We start from the raw sequence: 18,292 nt of genomic DNA on the forward strand, positions 1-18,292 counted from the left end.
CATAAGATCAGCCCTAGTCATGGGCATAATCGTCTTGCTTGGGCTATCTCTTGGCAAGAAGAAAGAGCATAAGAAACGCTCCGTTCCTGGATTCTTCAGTTTTGACCAATACAAAGAGCGAGAACTTTCCCAGCGTGGTGTCTTCGATAAGACGAAATGGTGAGTTTAATAACTTCGCTCAGTCATCCTCGGGCAGCATGATCGTCAGGACTGGAATGGCACCATCGTCACCGGGGCCAATATGGGCGATAACTTGGACGGTTTCAGATCGTCCTGGCTCCATCAGGAAATCCACTTTGAAGTAAACCCGATCTGTCCCTTTGCTGGCTCGGGCGGCGAACATAGCTAGGGTCAGCAGATCATGGAGCCGGCCAGCAATGGACTGACCGAAACTCATGTCCAATCCGTCAGGAACTTCGACATACCGGTGATAAAGGTTGTCGGTGACGACGGTGTGGACTTTGAACCCGTGAGCTTTGGCCTCGTCAGTGATGTCGATCAGAACTCCGTCAGCAATGGCCTGTGCCCTGGTGTAGCTGAAGATGAGGTTCCCAAAAGCTTTATCGGTGGTCATTTTGATTGCCTCCAGATTCGGCAGTTAAAATAGCATCGAGATGTTGACGGAAGTTTTGACACAGTGTAATTCCAACATCGGCATATGAGCGCGTTAGTTGCCCGTATATCTCGACTGAACTCGTGTCCATTATTTTGAAAAGCTGTTCAATCGGACGAAACGCATTGAATATTTCGTCCTTTGTTTGAAGAAGAGCATGATCTTTTTGGTCCATATGGCCTCCTTTGCTTTTTAAGCAGAAGGATACCCTGGACCAGTGGGGCGGTCACGGGAGTCTGGGAAGTTTAGCTGGACAGAGCCCTATGGAAATCGGACATTGGGTGTATACGGGGATTTCCTGGGTTTTTGGCCCGGGGGAAGCCCAACCAAGGGGATGACTGGAAAAACCCCAGGAAAGGCCCGTAGAGAGGGTTGGGGAGGGGTGTCCGTGGGAAAAGGCCAAGCCCAGATTTCCCTAATGTTGGGGCTTCAGCTATTTGCTACGAAGAAATCTGTGACACCGACGACTTTTGAAAAGTCCAGTTTACTGGAACTTTTGATTTTCAGTAGATAGGTCGAAAGTTCGGCTATTTAGGGCTGAATGCCATTATGAACCCAAAACGATAGTTTCCGATGGCATAATTCTGCCATTTTCCGACCCTGCTAACGACCAAGGGCACTAAAACTAGTCTGTTCTGTTCCTGGTCCTGGAGCGTTGGGTACGCTGAACCGTGGTATTAACGCCCCGTAATAGCTAAGCTTTTTAAAATACGAAATATCCGTCGTTTTTGACCGGGCCAGAATTTGACAATTTACCAGTGAAGCAGCCTTTTGCCGTTAATCGCTGGCTGTATTGACATCTTAACGTTTTAAGCTACTTTTTGGAAATCAAATTAACCACTTTTTAAGGAGTACTACCCATGGCTGGAAAAGAATCAAAATTTGACGCGATGAAACTTCGCACCATGATTACCGAAGGGAAGACCGCCCAGCAAATCATGGACGCTTTCGGGATTGATAAGGTGACTTTGAAAAACCATCTCCTGAAGTTGATGCAGATGGATGAAAAGTTTTATAAGATTGAAGGTATGGAAACTCGGGCGGTTTCTGGAAATGCCAAGTTCTCGAAAAACGGACTGCGTCTGTCCCCGACTCTTCTGTCAAACTATGGTTTCACCCTGGGTGACGAATTTAAAGTCTCAAGCTTGGAAGAAGGGAAGATTGTGCTGGAGCAGAAGTAGCTTGTTTCGGTAGAAAAGATTGAAAGCCCACGTTCTCCAGTTTAGGTGGATTGCGTGGGCTTTGATTACTTGTACGGTTTGTAAAGGTTAAACCCCTGTGTCGTGACTGAATATTTTGTCGATGGTGTTCTTTAAGTCTTCGATTATAATTGGTTTTGATAAGTAGCCATTCATGCCGTGAGCCAAGAATTTTTCTCGGTCTCCAGCCATAGCATGAGCGGTTAAGGCTATAATAGGTATTTTCGAAAATTTTTCGTTGGAATTTCTTATCGCTATGGTCGTTTCTACTCCATCTAAATTTGGCATCTGGATGTCCATAAGGATTAAATCGAATTCTTCGGATTGTAATAGCTTTAACGTTTCTATTCCGTCATTCGCACATAATGCAGTGTGGCCGATTCTTTTGACAAAACTAGATATGGCCAATTGGTTGACTTTGTCATCCTCTGCAATAAGTATTTTCAAATTTGAAACATTTTCGTGATTGATGTTGTAAGTGTAATCTTTTTCCTCTAAAATCGGAGGTTCAGTTGTCTTAAAAGGAATTGCGATGCAAGTTGTAATGCCACCATCATCATTATTGTCGATAGTGATGCTTCCCCCCATAATCAGGAGTAGCTTTTTCACAATTGAAAGTCCTAGTCCAACTCCTCCGTATTTACGCGTCAAAGATCCATCGACCTGTGTGAAAGGGACAAAAATTTCGTCTAACTTGTCTTCTGGTATTCCTATGCCAGTGTCTGAAATTTCAATGAAAATATTAATAATATTGTTATTTATGAGCGAGGTGATCGTTAGACTTATGCAGCCCCGAGATGTGAATTTGACCGAATTACCAAATATATTGAAAATAATTTGTCTTAGCCGGCCAGAGTCGCCATAAACCAAATCGGGAATTGACTTGTCGATAGAAGTTTTGATTTCTAGATTTTTTGAAGTTAGTTCTGTAATGAAAGTATTGATAACGTCTTCAACAAGGTGATTGAGGTTGAACCCATGATTCTCTAAGGCTACATAGCCTTGTTCGATGCGTGACAAGTCCAAAATATCAGTAATTAAACTAGTTAAGTTTCTTCCTGAATTTAACGCGATGTCGATATATTCGGTTTGTTCGCTGTCAGTGTCTGTGGATTCGAGCAACTGGAGCATTCCCATGATCCCATTTAATGGAGTTCTTATCTCGTGACTCATATTAGCTAAAAATTCACTTTTTGATTTAGAAGCTGCGAGAGCTTGTTCTTTTGCGGCAATAAGTTCAAGCTCTGATATCTTTTCGGCAGTTATGTCTTCAACGATTACCATGAATAAGTTGTCGTGAGCTTTAACTCCGTGAACGCGTATGAAAATGTTTTTATGAGAAAAAAAAGATTCATAAGAACCTTCAGCGTGTGTTTCGCCTGTATTTATCAATTCTTCCACAGCATCTAAAAACAACTTGTCTTTAACTGCTTCGTATAGATTGATGCCGCGATAAGTTTCCCTAGGAGAGTCAAAAATCTTTGAAAACGCGAGATTGCAATCGGTCGCCGTTCCATTTTTGTCGAGCAATAGCGTCCCTAGAGGAGAACTCTCGTAAAGAGATCTAAACCTTGCTTCATTTTCACGGCTGGTTGCTTCTGACTTCAATAAGATTTTATTAGTTTTGTCCCTAATCTTTTCATTCCTAAATAAAAAGAAAAATGTAGCAATTATAAACAGAAACCCTAGACTACCAATTGTGAGGTATTGATAGAAGGCTGATGTAATAAGCTTGGCGAGGGATATGTCGTATTTGTCCATGGGGACTGTGACGCTAATTCCACCGCGGATGTCTCCGACTTTATATCCTTGTTTTGCATGGCATTTTAAACATGCTTTTTCAGTTGTCATTGGGCGCATATAGCGCAAAATTGGTTTGCCATCTTCTTGGGCGAATTCATAATATTCTTTGACGCCTTCTCGAAATCTTTTTAATGCTTCAGTTTCCCATGGTGATGGCGAGTTTTCAGGTCGAATTGGTGTTAAGCTTGTTATATGCCCTTTTAAACCGAACTCAAGGTCCATGACGTCATGAACCATTCTTGTCATAAATGCAGGGTTTATTAATGTTAGTTTTTTTCCAGAATTTGTAGTCACGTCTCTGTCCGGAACATCCAAATAAGGATTGGGCTGAAGATTTTGTGAGATTTCTGCATACACGCCGCCCATTTGGGCTGCCCATCTTCTGTAAGTAATGTCTTTATTGTAAGCTATTTCTGCTTCGACTAACGCTTGGGAATGAATGGAGTCAATGGCATTTGCTTTGTCTGATGAGTACAACCAAAACATAAGCATTAGCCAAGCAGTTGCAGTAACAAGAAAAGAAGCGTATAGTTTTTTCTCTTGAGATAGTTTTGTCATGAGGGACCTAATCATAGAAATTAGAATGTGATACAAAATAAACGTTGCTGACTACTCAACGATACTAAATTATTTTGTTTGCGTATTTTTTTATAAGTAAGTGAGCTGTTAGAGGTATTTTGTGTAGATCGGGTTTTGACATTTGTTCGTCTGCGCCGACAGATAACCCTTTGTGATATAGTTCTTCAGTGATGATTGATGAGTAAAGCAGTACAGGCAGTTTCTTTAAGCGGTCATGCTGTTTGATTTTCTTTGTCAATGTAAAGCCATCCATCTGTGGCATTTCAATGTCTGTGATGATAATATCGGCAAGTTCAGGTGTGGGTTGTAAGCTATCTGAAGTTTCGGATATCTGCTGGTTTAAATAATTCCAACAGTCTAAGCCATTGGTAAACTCACGTACTTCGAAATTTGCTTCTTCCAAAGAATTCCTCAGCATTTCGCGTATGAGTTTCGAATCGTCAGCTATTAAGGCTCGGTATGTATCGTCAGAAACAAAGGAGTTACTTTTCGCTTCTATCTGGACTCCTGTTAGGTCAGAAATCATATATTCTAAATCAAGTAATTGAATAATTTTGTCTTCGATTTGGACTATGCCAACTACGCAGTTTTCTTTGCTAGATGAGACAAGTTTGTCAGGAGATTCGACTTGAGTCCAGTCAAGTCGATGAATTTCAACCACTCCAGAAACTAAGAAGCCGGCTGTTTGTTTGCTGAATTCCGTGACGATTATTATTTCATTTTTAGACTTTTTTCGGGGTATTTTAAGCCATTTTGAAAGATCTAGAATAGGCAAAATTGACCCACGTAATGAGATGACTCCCATGAAACAAGGATTGACATTGTCGTAAGTTATTTCAAGCCCTGGATTTTCAATCACTTCAACTACTTTGGCAACATTGATTCCGAACGAGTTCATTCCACTTGGTGAGTTCTCGGTTGTTTGTGATGTAATAAAAAACTCTAAAATTTCGAACTCGTTAGTTCCAGTTTCGAGAAGAATTTCTTGTGACATGGGTTTCCTCTTTTAGCGTATACTATGAAGGTGTTGTCTTTGAGTTCAGTGTATTAGTTGCCAAGTTTATTAAAAAGTGTGAAAGAAGACGTACAATTTGACAGAGATCATTTTCCAGAAAATTCTGCGCAATTTCTTCGAGCAAAATTTCTGAATGGTACAATGAGATTAGTATGTTTTCTTTGCCTATAGTATTGTATGCCTCAAGAAATCTTTTGTCTTCAAGGACGATTAAGTTGATAAAGTATATGGCCAAGAAACTTTTGTTTATCTGGGTCCTGTCTTTGACGTCTCCCAAAAGTTTATTCCCAACCATTTGAATAATTTCAGAAAGTTGTTTATTCGTATCTATGGCTTGGCAAAGATTCATCTGTGTGCTCGTTGCAAGGAGGTGGAGTGAGGCCCCACCTCCTTGCGTAACTCGTTAGAATTTTTCGAAGTCGGAATCTTCCATATCCAGATCAATTTTTGCGGTAGATGTTTGTTTTCTGGTAGAGTGAACGACCCGTTGACGACCAGTAGGTAAAGCTTTGGGTATTGAACGCCTTCTGTTGCCTGTGGTGCCAACTTGGAAGAATTCAATGGTGCTCTGCAGTTGTTCAGCTTGACTTGAAAGTTCTTCGGACGTCGAAGCCATTTCCTCGGAAGCGGAGGCGTTCTGTTGGACAACCTGATCAAGTTGAGTGATGGCTTTGTTTATTTGGTCTGCACCGGAATTTTGCTCTATGCTCGACGCAGCAATTTCCTGGACAAGTTCTGCTGTCCTCTGGATGTCTGGGACCATCTTAGTTAACATTTCTCCAGCTTGCTCAGCAATTCGGACACTCGAGGTCGAAAGGTCAGAAATTTCGGATGCTGCACTCCCACTACGCTCGGCCAGTTTCCTGACTTCTGCGGCGACAACTGCGAATCCTTTACCGTGTTCACCTGCTCTAGCCGCTTCGATAGCGGCGTTTAGTGCTAACAGGTTGGTCTGTCGTGCAATTTCTTCAATGATCGAAATTTTTTCAGCGATATTTTTCATGGCGGTCACAGCTGAAATGACAGCTTTTCCACCTTCTTGAGCGTCTTGTGCGGCTTTGACTGCAATAGACTGGGTTTGCTGGGCATTCTCAGCATTTTGTTTTATGTTTGAGGACATTTGCTCCATGGATGAAGAAATCTCTTCAACGCTGGCCGCTTGTTCTGTTGCACCTTGAGACATGCTTTGAGCTGAAGCAGATAATTCTTCTGAACCAGAAGCAACATTCTCTGAAGCAGATTGAATTTCAGCCACAACCTCACGCAATTTTACAACCATAGTGTTCAGTGAAGCTGCCAATATACCGATTTCGTCTTTTTGATCTATTTCAAGAGTTTTGGTGAAATCTCCGTTCGACATCGCTTCGGCAAACTGAACACCTTTTTGAACTGGCCCTGTAATTGCTTTTGTTAAAACGACTGAAACGATAATTCCAAGGAGAAGGGCGATGGAAAGTCCTACAACCATGGTAGTAGAGGCAGTTCCAAGACTGGTAACTGCTTCTTTCGAAATTTCACTGGTTTGATCCATACCTGCAAGGGAGGTCTGGGCGGCTGCGCTTAAAACTGCTTGGCCAATTTCTGTTCTCTTGACGTTGATTTTTTGCAATTCATTCCAGTTGGCCAAGAGATCTGTCATCGCAGATTTATAAGCTTGCGCAGATTCAGAGATAGCTGCTAATTGTCTAAGGTTGTTTTCAACAAAAGTGATAGTTTTGATTTTTGATAAAAAATCTTCAATTTTTGGAAAGTTGCTCATTGCTGCCTCAAGTACTTTAGGTTCTCTGAGTGCTTGAGCTTTCCAAACGGAAATTCGAGTGTCGTTCCCAATGTCAATTACGTCATTGATCAGCGAAATCTTGCTCGACCTTTCTTTCAGTTTATCTTGCGAAACTCCACTAGCAATGTCTTTAGCTAGTGCATCCTCTTGGTTTTTCAAAAATTCGTTAGCATTTTTAATATAAGCAGTTGCAGAAGTGTCGAGAATTTTTCTATCTTTATCTAAAGCTAGAATTTGGGCAACGGTTTGATCGGCAAGTTTCGAATACTCATTAACTTTGCTTTGAGCCAATGCCACGTTTTCTCTCAGTTTTACCAAGTTTTGGTATTTATCAGCGTGGTTTTTTGCTTCCGATAAGAATTTCTGAACTTGAAAAAGTTCTTTTTTCCCCTCGTCGAGGTATGCTATTTCTTCAGATAGACTGTAGCCTCGCCATGCATACATCGTCAAAAATGAAGAGCGTTCTATATTGTTCGCAATAGCTACTTCGGGGACATACTCGTCTGATAATTTTTTTGCATTGTGCTCGACTGTGGTCATGTTAAATATGGCCATCCCGCCAAGGGCGCATGCGATTAAAATGAGAATGCCAAAACCAATGCCTATCTTTATTCCAAGTTTAAGATTTCGCATCTTATCCTCCTGATTAGTATTGAGTCAGTTCAAAATGAAGTTGCGACAACCCATTTGGAAAGAAAGATTAAAGAGCTATGGCTCCCTGTTTGTCCTCAATAGCATCAAGAACGCTAGCTAACTCTTGTGAGTTGAAAACTTTATTGATGTCTAAAATTATGATGAATACATCATCTGATCGACCCATCCCAATTATAAAATCTTTTCGAATGGCAGTACCCATGTTGGGCGGGGGTTCGATTTGTCCTTCATCCATTTCGTAGACTTCTCGGACAGAATCAGAAAGAATTCCAAACACAGTTTGGTCACCTTCAAAATTTACTTCGGTAATTATGATGCACGTATTGATGGTTTTTTCAGTTTGTCCAAGGCCGAACTTTACTTTGAGGTCGACTACTGGGACTGCGTGACCTCTTAAATTGATCACGCCACAGATATAGTCCGGCGTTCTCGGCATTCTAGTAATGGTCACATACTCAAGAACTTCTCTTACATGATTGATACTTAGGGCGTATAGCCCTTTTTCAAGTGTAAAAGTTAAGTACTGATCATCGCAACTATCTGTTGGTTCTTTCATCGACGCCTCCCCATCAGTTTTCCGAACTCCAGGTGAGTGCTTTTGCTATTGTTTTGATGAAGTAGCCTGGCGTTGTTGCTGTGAGTGAACAAATATGTTCGGATTAGCGACAATTGCATATTTGCTCTTGTATTCCATTGGTACACACTGTTAGGAGTTTGAAGTCTATCTCCTTTTTACCCCTGTTGCAAAACTTTTTCTAGATAAATGTTTTAGTAAAAGGCGTTGCGCATACGAGCCCAAGGTGCTAATTTTCAAAATTGCGGCAAAATGCAGCATCCTGCATTGAGGACATGTCTTTTTTGACTTATGTCAAATTGAATATTTTTTTGGACTGGACAGAGCCAAATGGAAAACGGACGTTGGGTGTAGGACGCGATTTCCTGGGATTTTGTTCCGGCGGTATCCCAACCAGGGGGACGATAGGAAAAACCCTAGGAAGGGCCCATAGACAAAGAGCGGGGGAGGGGTGTCCGGAAAAAAACCATTCCCAAAAAGCTTCCAAAGGGCTTGAGCTGTTTTCTTTGATTAAAGCTGTTAAAATACAGTGAGTTAAAAAGGTCAGTTTACTGGAACTTTTAATTTTCAGCAGATGGCTGGCTGGATGACATTTTGGAACAAAATTATTTGTGTCCAATGGCAGGATCCTGCGATTTGTCAGCCCAAGTAAATGCCTATTTCTCAGAACTTACTCCGTTCAAAGTTGTTGCACATGTATTCAGATGGGATAGGTAAGTTTTAGGCAAAGCAAGAGCCCACGTTCTCCTTTTTTAGTCGGATTGCGTGGGCTTCATTGACGTTAAAATCGGGAGCTAATGGCGCGTAAACTCTTCAAGCGGAACTAACTTGTCAAGATCGAGAAGGATCAGCAGGCGGTTGTCAAGTTTCCCTACACCCTTGATGTACTCCGATTCGATTCCAGAAACGACTGGTGGTGGCGGTTCAACTGTGTTTGATTGAATGCGAAGTACTTCAGACACTTCATCAACTACGAAGCCAGTTGTCATAGCATGAAGATCTACCACTATGATACGGGTCTGGCTATCATGGACACGATAATCTAGACCAAATCGACCTCGGAGATCAATGACAGGTATCACCTTCCCTCGTAGGTTGATAACACCTTCGACGTAAGGAGGAGCATTTGGAACTTTAGTAATGTCCATGATACGGATAATTTCTTGAACTTTCAGGATGTCAATCCCGAACTCTTCTTCGCCAATGCCGAAGGTCACAAGCTGGAGAAGTTCATTCTCCTGGTTGGTCATAATTGGTTCGCTCATTAACCTCTCCCGAGAGCAAGGATTTTTTTTCCAGAGGGGAGGGCGGTGGATGATGATCCGCCGTCAGATTTCATCTCGTCAATGAGTCGCTTAAGGACTTGAGCTTGGTCAGCTAACTCGGTTACTGCCTGCGCAGATTGTCTCATGCCATCAGCTGTTTCGGATGAAATTCGATTCACAGATTCAATGCTACGATTGATTTCTTCGCTCGTAGCCGATTGCTGTTCAGAAGCTGTAGCAATTGAACGGACTTGATCTGTAGTTTTTTCAGCCAAAGTGACAATTTGTCGTAAGGCGTCACCGGAGTTTGTCGCAAGACTTGTGACCTCTTCGATGTTTTTCCCGGTGCGCTCCACGTTTTCAATGTTCTTCTTAGTGCCATCCTGGATGCCGCGGATTGCGCTCCCGACTTCCTTGGTTGCGGTCATGGTTTTTTCCGCCAGTTTCCTGACCTCGTCAGCGACAACTGCGAATCCCCGTCCGGCGTCACCAGCCCGGGCCGCTTCAATAGCTGCATTAAGAGCCAAAAGGTTAGTTTGGTCAGCTATGTCCGATATGACATTAAGAATCTGTCCGATTCCCTCAGCTTGCTTGCCCAGATTGTCCATGTCAATTTTCATTTCTTGGGATTGGTTTTGGACTTGCCCAATGCCCTTAACTACTTGACTTACCGCTCGTGCTCCTTCTTCCGCTTTGGCTTTTGCCTGATCAGCGGTTGAGGCCGCATTTGATGCGTTCTTAGCTACTTCAAGCACTGTTGCGTTCATTTCTTCCATCGCTGTCGCGGTTTCTGAGATGCTGCGCGCTTGTTCTTCTGAACCTCTGCTTGATTGTTCAATCTGAGCAGATAATTGTTCAGACGCGGAAGTAACGATTTCTACAACACTTTCAAGTTGTTGTGCTGCTTGAAGCATGCCTTCAGCTTTTGCTCTTTCTGCTAATTTCTGCTGAAGTACGACTTCTGTTACGTCGTTAAATAATGTTATCCCGGCTACAACATTATGGTTGTAGTCGTAAATAGGAGAAGCATCAACGTTGACAATTTTTTCTTTGCCAGTCGTTGTCTTCATTTCGACGCGATCCATCTTGATAATGCGCTTTTCTTCTAGGGCTTGTTGGGTAATGGTTTTTTTGTTTTTGTCATTGTAGGCAAAGAAGCCCATGCTGGTTCCGACAAAATCTATTGGGGAGCCATCCTTTTCAAAGAAATCTATGACAGGTTGGTTGGCGAGTAGGATGTTGCCAGATGAGTCACCAATCACACACGGAACGGTTATGCCATTTATGACGCCATCAGCGTACTCGATTTTATTTTTCAGCTCTTTGACCATGGTTCTCAGCGCATCAGCTAAAACGCCGATTTCATCTTTTTGATTAATATCAAGAGTTTGGTTGAAATCACCTTCTGCGACAGCCTTGGCAAACGTGACTCCCTTAATTATTGGTCTGCTAATTATTGACGCTAACCAAAATGCGATAGCTAGCCCAAGAACTATTGCGGTCGCTATTGTTGAAATGATTATTGTGTCAGCTTCCGCGCTTGTAGCTTGAGCTGCTTTTTTCGCATCTTCAAGCTTTTTGTAGCCGGCTTCTTCTGCTGCTTGTGCCTGTTTGATAACATTCAACCCCATAGTTGACATCGATTGTAAAATCAAATTTAAGTTGTCGTCGTTTTTTATCCATGAAGCTGCTGCCTTTTCATAAATAAGCGTAGCTGTTCTGGCATCTTTGATGAGTTGTGTCTCGCTGGGGTCGGTGGTTATCTTTTCCAGTTTGTTGTAGAGCTCCATTAACTCCGGGAGCATCTTTTGCATCGATGCGTAAGATTTTCTGTCTTTATAGTTCACTTCCTCTTTTTCGGCGCGCATGATTTTGAGAGCAAGCTCGTATATGTTTGTGGTGATTATGTAGCGCTGTACGTATTTGTCAAGAGTAGCTGGATCTGCACCATCTTTTTGAGCCTTGGTATAAGCTGATACCTGCATCGACAAAAATTTAGCGGCTGCATCTCCGACGATATTGCCGGTGCGAACCATTTCTTTTACTGCATCACGATTTTCTTTAATCGATTTTACTCCTTCTCTATATTTTTCAGCGTATTTTGCTGTTTCAGACCGAGCAATCTTGGACTTTTCTAAGAGGGTGTCGATGTTGTTTGCACGTGCAATTTCATCCACTTTGTCGAGAAATGAATTAAGCTCTTTGACGTTTTGTTCGGCCCGTAGATGTGCTTCATCCGATTGACTGATAAGATAATTTTTTTCCTCCATGATAGTATTGAGGGCCATGCGCTCGACACCGGTAGCGTATTCTACCGCTTTAGCGTCACGGTCGGTTATACCTATAAGGGCAGAGGATACTTTGCCGATATATGTATAGGCTAAGCCGCCGAATATGACGGTTATGAGTACAAGCGCTAGCGCCCCAGTCATGATTTTCGTTTTGATTTTCAAGTCACTGAAGCGCATATCTGCTCTCCTGTCGTAGTAGTGGTGGATTTCATGAGGTTCTTTGTTGAGTCAACTTCCATGGCTATCCTATTATACAGTTCTATCGGATTGTCACGACTTTCAGAAAAAATATAATACTTGCCTGGAAGTGAGGTGGCGTTTAAATTCCCAGAAGTAACGGCTATCCTCATAGTCTCAGGTGGAAAATTTTATCGCCAACTGTTTGGATAAGCTCATTATCTTGTTTGGTCTGATTTAAACTTTTCCCGAAATGAGGTGGGGGGGGGGCACGAGTGCAGTTTCCTGCATGAGGGTGGCATGCTGACATTCTTACGTAACACATTGAAATAATTGAGAATTATTTATTTCTTCGGGCTGTATGTTTTTCCGTCATCCCCACGATAATTTCCCCTTGACCTCCCCGTCCAGAAACCGTACTTACCCACCTCGCCAACACGGTGCCAACAAGCGCCAACGGGTTGGTCCCCGAAAAAATCCGGGAAACGGAAAATTCGGGGTTGACTTGGGGAAGAGTTCTGAGTAGATAAACCCTTCCCTGATTTGAATCTAGGAGCGTAGCTCAGGGGGAGAGCACTTGCTTGACACACCACAAGCGTGACTTAAGCCCTTAAAATCTTTAAAGAAGCCCCTTTCAAAAAGTGATCTCGTTGGCGAGTTGCCAACGGGATTTTTTGTTTTTTATAGGTCTGTTTTCGATCTCGTTGGCGCAGCTGTGGTCGGACTGTGGCGCGGCTGCCAACTCGGTTTCAAATCCCGCCGATTCTCCTGATCCGTCCCATTTCTCCTTGGCTAGCCCATATCCAGTTGGTCAAATACGAAATTTCTTTCGTTTTTGGGGTAGTTCAGCGGGATGATTCGCAGAGTTCTTCCATTGTCCGCGCTGAAAACCGGCAAATCAATCATTTCCAAAAAGTCCAGTAAACTGGAATTCTGGGACATCAGTCCCACGGTGATTTTGCGCCAACAATCCGATGCTTAATCAGCAGTAATTTATGAACTTTTTGAACATCAACGGCAACGCCAAGTAAACTTCCCAAGCAGAGGCCGATGGGATACTCTCTGCACCTGTCCAACTCAATGACGAAGCAGCAGAACTGATGCGGCTACGTTCAAATACGCAGGTTCCTGCTTTTTTCTGGGGACTAACAGGCTGATGCGCAGATTTCTGTCAGTAAAAACAACGTTACGATTAATATCGTAATAACTTTTTAAACGTTTTGTGGTTCGGCATGGTAGCGCCCGTATTTTTGAAGTATTTGTATGAGGTTGTTGAACTCAATTGGTTTTGATAAGTAGTCATTCATTCCCGATTCGATGAACATTTCTTTGTCTCCTGGCATGGCGTACGCTGTTAAGGCGATGATAGGGATGTTTGCATAAGTAGTTTTGCTTGCTCTGATTCTTTGAGTAGTTTGTATGCCATCTAGTTCAGGCATCTGTATGTCCATGAGAACCAAGTCGTAGTTATTCTGTGAAAGTAATTCTAGAGCAGCTATCCCATTGTTTGCAACATCTATGAATAACCCAATTTTTTTTGCTAAATGTTGCAGTGCTATTTGATTAACTCTTTCGTCTTCTGCTAAAAGTATTTTGATTGAGTCTGTCGGTTTAAAAGTTTGTAGATCAATTAGTTCGTTTTTTTGAGGGAGTAGAGTGTCGCGCTGCTCTGAGTAATAAAATGGCAGCGTTAGATCGACGGTTGTTCCTGCGTTTTCTTCGCTTGAAATACATAATGTTCCTTCCATTGTTTTGACAAGTCTTGTGACAATGGACAGTCCGAGTCCAGTTCCAGATTTGCTTTGCGTATAAGTCCCTTTAATCTGTGTAAACGGCTTAAAAAGTCGTTTGATTTGCTCTTGTGGGATGCCAAGACCAGTGTCAGTTATGGTGAACATTATGGTGATTTTTCTAAATTCTTGACATATTTGAATTGGTGAGGCTGAAACCACAACAGAGCCATCAGATGTCGCTTTTAAGGCGTTTCCTATCAAATTAAAAAGTATTTGACGTACTTTTAGTTCGTCGCCAATCAAAAGAGGTAGATCGTTAACGATATGTGATTCATATTTTATTTTTTTATCTTTTAAAATAGATTTAAAGAGAATTTCCATGTCGGCAAGCATACAGGCTAGAGAAAATTCCGTGACACAAGATATTTCTTTTCCTTGTTCCAGTCTTGCCAAGTCTAAGATCTCATTTACTAGGGCGAGCAATTTTCTCGTAGATTCAAGAGCTAAGGAAGTGTATAATTTTTGTTCAGTTGTGAGATTAGTGCCTTCGCATAGTTGAAGCATGCTCATTATTCCATTGAATGGAGTTCTAATCTCATGGCTCATGGTCGCGAGAAATCTAGATTTAGCTAGGTTGGCTGCTTCTGCATCTTCTTTCGCTTTTATTAACTGTGAAGATGATTTAGATATCCTCTTGATCATATCGTGGAAAGAAAGCATTAGCTGAGTTAATTCATCTTGGTATATGTCTCCCGTGTAATTTATATTAGCGATCGCGGGGTTTTGTGTTAAGTCGTGTAGGATTTCAATGCGCCTTGTTATCGTCTTTTGTGAGTAGTGTCTGAAGATTAATACAGTTAGTAATGTCGCAGCGATGGTAATGGCAAGGCTTAGATGTAAATATTTATTAGCTTCTGTATAAATTGAAGAAGTCGGTATGCCAAACAGGAAGTACATGAATGGGGTGTTGGATTCATTTGTTGTTATGTTTATGAAGCTGTAGAATTTTTCAATGTTATCTGATCCAAGGTCAATGAAACTGTTTTCTGAATCTGAACTTGAGATTTTTTTCCAAAAATCTTCTCGAAGCTTTGAGCCTGTTTGATAATGTTTCGGATCTGGCGGAAGTCTGAGTAAACTTATGCCGTTGTGGTCAAATATTCTTATGAAAGAACCTTCTGGTAGATAAGTTTTCGAAAATATTGCGTCTAGTTTGTTTAGATTTATGGAAATTACGAGCACTCCGAGAGTTTTGTTTGAATGGTTTTTAACAGGGTAGGAAAAATGGAATACTGGGTTGTTTGTAATCCTGCCTACTATATATTCACCAGTCGAAAATTTGCCTGTTTTAATTGCATCTGTAAAGTATTTCCTGGTACTAGAATTTGTTGCGTCATGCATTTGCTTTCCAGACGCAATGACATTTCCATTTAAATCGCAAAAAAACAGATTGCTATAAATTTCGCCATTGCTTAGTAAGATGCTTGAAAACAATTTGGACATTGATGCGGTGTCAATTTGTTGTACTTCGTCTTCTTGTGAAAGTAGTGATAATATTTCTCTGGTTTTTGTTGTAAGACTAAGTTGAAAAAATTTTATTTCGTGTATAGCGTGAGATATGTTCTTTTCGGCAATGGTATAGTTTTGAGATCTTACTTTATAATTCAACAATGTTAAAATAACTAGTATGGGGACTAGAGATGCTAGCATTAAGACGATTACTCGATTTTTGATTTTTCGCATTGGAGGTCTCTGTTTATTTGTTCGTTGCGTGGTGAGCTATGTATTGGTTTTTGTAGGTTCGCTAAAAGTTAAGTCGATATCTTGTCGTAAGATTATCGATGAAGCTTGGATATTGTGTTTTTTTCCTTTAAAATCAACTGCAACACCAAGTAAACTTCCCAAGCTGCGATCGATGGGATACTCTCTGACCCAGTCCAGGTCCAGCTGCCCCATTTGGACACCAGCACCGACGCCGCTGGGACCGAATCCTGGTACAGCTTACCACGCCGTTAAAAAATGGTGAACCACCGGGTAGGGCGGTTCAAAGCGCAGGTTCCTGCATTTTTTATCGTTGTCTATGGTGCGGGATGGCAGAGTCCTGCCAACTCACACTAATTGCTTGCACATTTTCCAGAAAATAGTAGCCTCATATTGAATCTTTGTGGTAAGAAAGTCCAATGGAAAAGCCATTGGTGTATGCCAAAGTGGGCATAACATACGAAAAGCTAGTCTCTGATACTTTTGATGCAATATTAAATCGCGGAAACTATTCGCTAGCTTTTGATCTCAATGCAAGATTGATAGATGCACAGTCCGATGCAGCTGCTTTTTTGGTTTTGCTGGATTTTGTGGATATTTTCATTGAATAGTCCAAGCTTTCTGTCGGTTTTGGCTTCATGCTTTACAAGTTTGGCTGGTTTTGTTTATTATTACAAAGGTTAGAATGGTCTTGGAGATCCTTGGTATGGGAGATTGTTTTCATAAGATTTTGCTCGTTGATGATTCTGAATCGAACCGCCTGCTCGTTGAGTTGTATCTTGAAGATCATCTTTATTCTATTACTTGCGCTTCAAATGGGATTGGCGCGTTAAAGTTTTTTGAGATTGATCTTTACGATTGTATCTTGATGGATGTTGAAATGCCGGGAATGAATGGGTTTGAAGTTGTTGAAAAAATGAGGGCTATTGAATCTCAACGGGGTAGTGGTGAAACGCCTGTGATCTTTTTGACCGCACATGATCGGTGTCAGTATGTAGACAAAATACGTAAACTGTCTAGTTCGAGGTTTCTTGCTAAGCCTATTCGGCGTATTGATCTTCTGAATAATTTGCATGAAATGATTGTAATTCGCTAAGGGGAGTGCCGGGTAATGAGGGCCACTATAAGCCGAATTATCCCTTTCTCCATTTTCAGGAGTTTCTTGGACTATCCCCTTTCCAGTTAGTCAAAAACGAAATTCCTTTCGTTTTTGGGGTTGCCGATTGGAATGAACTATTTACCTTGGTTGCATTTCGGTATGTTCACCCAGAACACGGTTCCGTCAGGTTCCTCTGAAGTAAAGCCTACTTTTCCACCAAGATAGTTTTCTGTGAGTAGTTTTATGGAGTAGGTGCCAAGTCCACGGTCTACTCCTTTTGTTGAAAAGGATCTTTTGAAAATCTGGACTTTGACATGGTCGGGTATGACTTTTCTACTAGCTACCCAAAATTTTGCAAAATCACCGTTATCGTCTAGTCCTATTGTGATACTACCATTTTCAGGCGTAGCTTCTAATGCATTGATGACCATGTTTATGATAACGCGCATGAGTAAAGTGTAGTCTGATAAGACCTGGACGTTGACGCTGTTGGGGGAAACAACTATTTTCTTCCCATAAGCCTTGGGGTGGGTGCGGTACTCGTTTGCTACAAGGTTGATTAGCTCGATGCCTTGTAAAGTGAGCATGGAAAGCTTATATTCTTTGTTCTCAAGCGCAAGTAGTTGTTTTTGTTTTTTGATTTCTTCTACTAGGCCAAACAGTGACGCTTGGACAAGGCTCATTAACTCTTTGCTTTCTTCTGGAACTTCGTCAAACAAAGTGTCGAGCAGGGCTTTTGCTCCTCCGGCAGCATTAAGAATGTCGTGAAAAAAGATTCGTTCTAGTATTTTTCTACGTTTTTCGTCTTCTATGTCTACGATTGTGACAACGTAGTATTTTCCATCTTCAACGTCCCATGGTGAGACAAATATCCGAAGGTCTTTCGCCGAGCTTTCATCGTCATGTTTGATGAGTAGTTGGCAGTCGTGTTGAGTTTTTGAATTGTTTATCATGCTTTCTAGGACTGCTTTGAGTGCGCCACATTCTCTGCAAAATGTAGAAGTACCACAACCTGCTTCTTCAATATGTGCGTAAGTGCACCCCATAGCTTCACCGGGACGCAGCCCTAGAAAACTTCCTAGATCAGCGATGCCGAGGATGTCTAAAAAAGCTTTGTTGCTAAAAACGATCTGTCGGTGACTGTTTAAAACAATTAAAGGAAGAGGAAAGAAGTCAAAGTAGCTAGAGCAGATGTGCCCAGAAAGCTTTTCTCTTTCTTCTTGGACCTCATGGATGCTCAGTCGTTCTGGGGGGGCGCATTTGGTGTGTAATGGGTTGCTTTCCATGTTCATATCCTTGGGGATATTTTGTTCAAAAAAATACAGACCTCAACATGCTGTGTTTTGCATGCTTTTGTAAAAAAACTAGTTCGCTAGCTGATCAAAAACGCATTGAATTTCGTTTTTCAGTTTAAGGTAACACCAAGTAAACTTCCCAAGCCGCGACCGATGGAGTAATCTCTGACCTGTTCCAAGTCCAGCTGAGCAGCGCTGGGACAACCCGGGACTGATCCTGGCCCAAGATACCACGCCGTTAACAAAAGGGGAATCACCGGAGCAGGGCAGTCCACCTTCTGGAGGCGTGCATGTCCGGGGCTTACACGAGATTTTTCTCAAATAAATCTTTCTTTACAAGGGTATCTAATCCCAGTTTTTCGACAACACATGCTTCCCCTTAGTTCCAAAAACGCGGTTCGCCGCGTATTTGAGCACCTCACCCTACTGAAAATGGCAGGAGTCTGCCATCCAC

Annotated in this window: 13 protein-coding genes; 3 read left to right on the forward strand and 10 right to left on the reverse strand. The window is 41.9% G+C overall.

Features of this window, described 5'->3' with window-relative positions; all coding sequences use genetic code 11:
• Window positions 1-178 precede the first annotated feature (178 nt).
• Together DMR_RS04610 and DMR_RS23040 are read right to left on the reverse strand one after the other, a co-directional pair.
• On the reverse strand, window positions 179-574 hold the full coding sequence (locus DMR_RS04610; protein ID WP_012750554.1) for a DUF6573 family protein: 396 nt from the start codon (window positions 572-574) through the stop codon (window positions 179-181).
• Complete coding sequence (locus DMR_RS23040; RefSeq protein ID WP_012750555.1) at window positions 561-788, reverse strand: hypothetical protein; 228 nt, start codon at window positions 786-788, stop codon at window positions 561-563. Before DMR_RS23040 ends, DMR_RS04610 begins: the two co-directional genes overlap by 14 nt.
• Before the next feature lie 685 nt (window positions 789-1,473).
• Between DMR_RS23040 and DMR_RS04615 the strand changes: the two genes are divergently transcribed.
• Window positions 1,474-1,794 carry a hypothetical protein gene (locus DMR_RS04615; RefSeq protein WP_012750557.1) on the forward strand — a complete coding sequence of 107 codons (321 nt, stop codon included), beginning with the start codon at window positions 1,474-1,476 and terminating at the stop codon, window positions 1,792-1,794.
• Between the two features lie 87 nt (window positions 1,795-1,881).
• On the opposite strand, the gene DMR_RS23045 is transcribed toward DMR_RS04615, so the two are convergent.
• From DMR_RS23045 to DMR_RS23065, 7 genes are all read right to left on the reverse strand, one after another.
• The gene (locus DMR_RS23045; RefSeq protein ID WP_158304241.1) at window positions 1,882-4,173 is read right to left on the reverse strand and encodes an ATP-binding protein; all 2,292 of its coding nucleotides are present in this window, start codon (window positions 4,171-4,173) and stop codon (window positions 1,882-1,884) included.
• Window positions 4,174-4,237: 64 nt separating this feature from the next.
• A complete protein-coding gene (locus DMR_RS23050; RefSeq protein WP_012750559.1) occupies window positions 4,238-5,188 on the reverse strand; it encodes a chemotaxis protein in 951 nt (316 codons plus the stop codon).
• Window positions 5,189-5,612: 424 nt separating this feature from the next.
• Window positions 5,613-7,622, reverse strand: a complete 2,010-nt coding sequence (locus DMR_RS04625; RefSeq protein WP_012750561.1) for a methyl-accepting chemotaxis protein — start codon at window positions 7,620-7,622, stop codon at window positions 5,613-5,615.
• Window positions 7,623-7,689: 67 nt separating this feature from the next.
• On the reverse strand, window positions 7,690-8,199 hold the full coding sequence (locus tag DMR_RS23060; RefSeq protein ID WP_012750562.1) for a chemotaxis protein CheW: 510 nt from the start codon (window positions 8,197-8,199) through the stop codon (window positions 7,690-7,692).
• 812 nt (window positions 8,200-9,011) lie between these two features.
• Entirely contained in the window at window positions 9,012-9,482 is a 471-nt protein-coding gene (locus tag DMR_RS04630) for a chemotaxis protein CheW (protein WP_012750564.1), read from the reverse strand.
• Window positions 9,482-11,950, reverse strand: a complete 2,469-nt coding sequence (locus DMR_RS22750; RefSeq protein ID WP_012750565.1) for a methyl-accepting chemotaxis protein — start codon at window positions 11,948-11,950, stop codon at window positions 9,482-9,484. The genes DMR_RS04630 and DMR_RS22750 overlap by 1 nt, the downstream gene beginning before the upstream one ends.
• A gap of 1,211 nt (window positions 11,951-13,161) precedes the next feature.
• The gene (locus DMR_RS23065; protein ID WP_012750566.1) at window positions 13,162-15,426 is read right to left on the reverse strand and encodes an ATP-binding protein; all 2,265 of its coding nucleotides are present in this window, start codon (window positions 15,424-15,426) and stop codon (window positions 13,162-13,164) included.
• A 437-nt stretch (window positions 15,427-15,863) separates the two neighbouring features.
• Here DMR_RS23065 and DMR_RS23070 point away from each other — a divergent pair, with 437 nt between their 5' ends.
• The gene (locus DMR_RS23070) at window positions 15,864-16,055 is read left to right on the forward strand and encodes a hypothetical protein (protein ID WP_012750568.1); all 192 of its coding nucleotides are present in this window, start codon (window positions 15,864-15,866) and stop codon (window positions 16,053-16,055) included.
• Window positions 16,056-16,150: 95 nt separating this feature from the next.
• Complete coding sequence (locus DMR_RS23075; RefSeq protein WP_012750569.1) at window positions 16,151-16,540, forward strand: response regulator; 390 nt, start codon at window positions 16,151-16,153, stop codon at window positions 16,538-16,540.
• Between the two features lie 137 nt (window positions 16,541-16,677).
• Here the strand turns inward: DMR_RS23075 and DMR_RS04640 are convergent, their stop codons facing one another.
• Window positions 16,678-17,829, reverse strand: coding sequence for a PAS domain-containing sensor histidine kinase (locus DMR_RS04640; RefSeq protein ID WP_232502877.1), 1,152 nt, complete (start codon window positions 17,827-17,829; stop codon window positions 16,678-16,680).
• Window positions 17,830-18,292: the final 463 nt, after the last annotated feature.

Origin of the sequence: Solidesulfovibrio magneticus RS-1, from assembly GCF_000010665.1 — a bacterium.
Taxonomy (GTDB): Bacteria; Desulfobacterota; Desulfovibrionia; order Desulfovibrionales; family Desulfovibrionaceae; genus Solidesulfovibrio; species Solidesulfovibrio magneticus.